The following is a 1,959-nucleotide window of genomic DNA, read 5'->3' as shown; positions in this document are numbered from 1 at the left end:
CGGTACTAACCGAGTCGTCGAAGCCGATGTAAACGGCGTCCGTGTTGGCCTTGTCGGCCTTGATGGTGACCATCTTCACCTCCAGCGCCCCGAGGGCGGTCGGCGTCGTGCTGACTGTGAACTGAAAGGTCCCGCCCTTCGAGGGCGAGCCCAGGAGGTCTTTCATTGCGCGGTAGCTAATCATGGCGACCACCTCACCTGTCTGCCCCCAACCTCAAGGGTCGCCACCACGTTGGAGCTTGGGCTTTGGTTCACCTTGACGTAGAGCGCGAGTGCTTTAAGGCCAGTTAGGGCTCCAAAGTCCGAGGCGTCAAGGAGGAGTGTGCCGGTGGTGTTCTTAGCCAGCAGGGGCGTGCCACCCTCGTCCGTCGTGGCTATGACGTTGCCCTCTGTACCGTCTGGGAGGGTAATACGCACATACGAGACATCGAGTAGGTAGCCGTCATCAGGCTCGAAGGTGGCGGTAAACTCTGACCCCACCGGTGAGCCGGCTGGTATAGTCAGCTCGACCTTAGAACCCTTTGGTATTGGCTTGTAGGAGCTGAAGGTCGGCCCAAGCGCCCGCTTGAGTCGGTCATAATCAACACCTATCGAGCGCCCAAGCATTGCTCATCACCTCACGGCAGGAACCCGGTGTACTGGCTCGGTGCCACCGGCGGTAAAGTAACCGGCTGTCTGGGCCGTTCCGGCTGTCTGATTGGCTGGTTCAGGAGCTGGATTATCGTTTCAATGCCAAATATGACCCTAAGTGAGTCAACGAAGACCCCGATGTCGGTCACTTCGAGGATTAGCACGTCGTAGTTTACCGTAGCATCGGTGGAACCTGGGACTGCCGTAATTGTCAGCGTGCCCTTTAGGCTCAAAGGTGGCTGGGGCGTGAACTCTGCTGTGTATTTGCCGGCCGGGTCGTAGTTGGCTACGTAGGGCATGTTGCTCTTGTCAAAGTAGCCAGCGTCGTAGAGTTCCTGCGGTATGAGGGAGAACTGGAGAGACTGTCCGCTCTCTTCGGGGTCGTAGGATATGCGTAGGCCCGCATCTGCTACATCGGTGCTGACGCGGGCGCTTATGAGCCAACCGAACTCGCCGTTTTCACTTTCGTAAAGTTCTTTTGGGGCGTCGTCGGCGTTTAGTTTCTCGCTACCGTTCACTCTAACCCAATTCCATCCATTGAGGATGGGGAGTAACCCGAGTATGTCCACCATAGTATCATTCCTCCCACCAGTCAACGCGGATGCTAATCTGATTGGCGTTTGAGCTTTTGTTGATGACTTCAAAGAGGACGCTGTGTCCCGGTGGTATCACGAAGGCTACGAGGCCCTCGTCCATACCGCCGACCGCTTTGTTGCCAGAGCCTCCAGGGATGACCTCTTCTCCCACCACAGTACCGCCGGAGTAGTTGGTCACGTCAATGATGACCTGTGCCACGCTCGTTGCAGTGGAACCGACCCGGAACGGGACGGGCTGTATCTGGGTCCCGCCTTGGAGTGTGGGGTCAATGACGTACTTAATCCACGCCTGGTCTGTCGTGCTCATCTTGGTGGTCATGATGTGGATAGTTTTACCGCTCCCGGCCGGGTTGATGATGGTTAGGTCGGCAGTCGCTCCGCTGGAGATGTGGGGCCAAAGCTTTGAAACGAAGAACGCCTTGTCCTCGCTGGCCTTTATCTGGTACTGGGTGTAGGCGATGGTGTGGTCTGTGTCAGCTTTTGTAATCTTGGCGTTGATTTCTGCCGTGTTGGGGTCGCTCCTAAACACTCCCGTTACGGTCACCCCCTCAGATTAGTTCGTAGGTGACCGTAACGAGCACCGTACCACTTGCACTTAGGGAGCCAACGAGTTTGAATCCCCTATCGAGGTCGTAAACGCCCCAGCACCCGTCAGCCATCTCGCTCTGGCCGGACTGGAGCACGATGGTGTCAACGTCCTTGCTGAGCGAGCCGTCCGGGCTGACTTGCTTTA

The 1,959-nt window shown here is 57.0% G+C and carries 5 protein-coding genes; all 5 read right to left on the bottom strand.

Translation table 11 applies throughout. The features are described 5' to 3' along the window. Positions 1-184, bottom strand: a 184-nt coding sequence (locus tag MVO87_RS01000; RefSeq protein ID WP_297551900.1) for a hypothetical protein, incomplete at its 3' end; no start/stop codon positions are given. Beyond that, positions 181-606: a hypothetical protein gene (locus MVO87_RS00995; protein WP_297551898.1), complete on the bottom strand. Its 426-nt coding sequence runs from the start codon at positions 604-606 to the stop codon at positions 181-183. The genes MVO87_RS01000 and MVO87_RS00995, both read right to left, overlap by 4 nt. Before the next feature lie 11 nt (positions 607-617). After that, positions 618-1,226 (bottom strand): hypothetical protein, encoded by a 609-nt coding sequence (locus tag MVO87_RS00990; protein ID WP_297551896.1) that lies wholly within the window; start codon positions 1,224-1,226, stop codon positions 618-620. Next, positions 1,207-1,770, bottom strand: coding sequence for a hypothetical protein (locus tag MVO87_RS00985; RefSeq protein ID WP_297551894.1), 564 nt, complete (start codon positions 1,768-1,770; stop codon positions 1,207-1,209). The genes MVO87_RS00990 and MVO87_RS00985 overlap by 20 nt, the downstream gene beginning before the upstream one ends. Positions 1,771-1,774: 4 nt before the next feature. Further along, positions 1,775-1,959, bottom strand: a 185-nt coding sequence (locus tag MVO87_RS00980; RefSeq protein WP_297551892.1) for a hypothetical protein, incomplete at its 5' end; no start/stop codon positions are given.

This window comes from Thermococcus sp., assembly GCF_027063845.1.
In the GTDB taxonomy this organism is placed as follows: domain Archaea; phylum Methanobacteriota_B; class Thermococci; order Thermococcales; family Thermococcaceae; genus Thermococcus.
The sequence above is the reverse complement of the archived record's forward strand: the minus strand, read 5'-3'. Positions and strand labels throughout refer to the sequence as shown.

Excerpts from the sequence above, each read along its gene's own strand:
- MVO87_RS00995 (WP_297551898.1), bottom strand. The coding sequence starts at position 606 with ATGCTTGGGCGCTCGATAGGTGTTGATTATGACCGACTCAAGCGGGCG.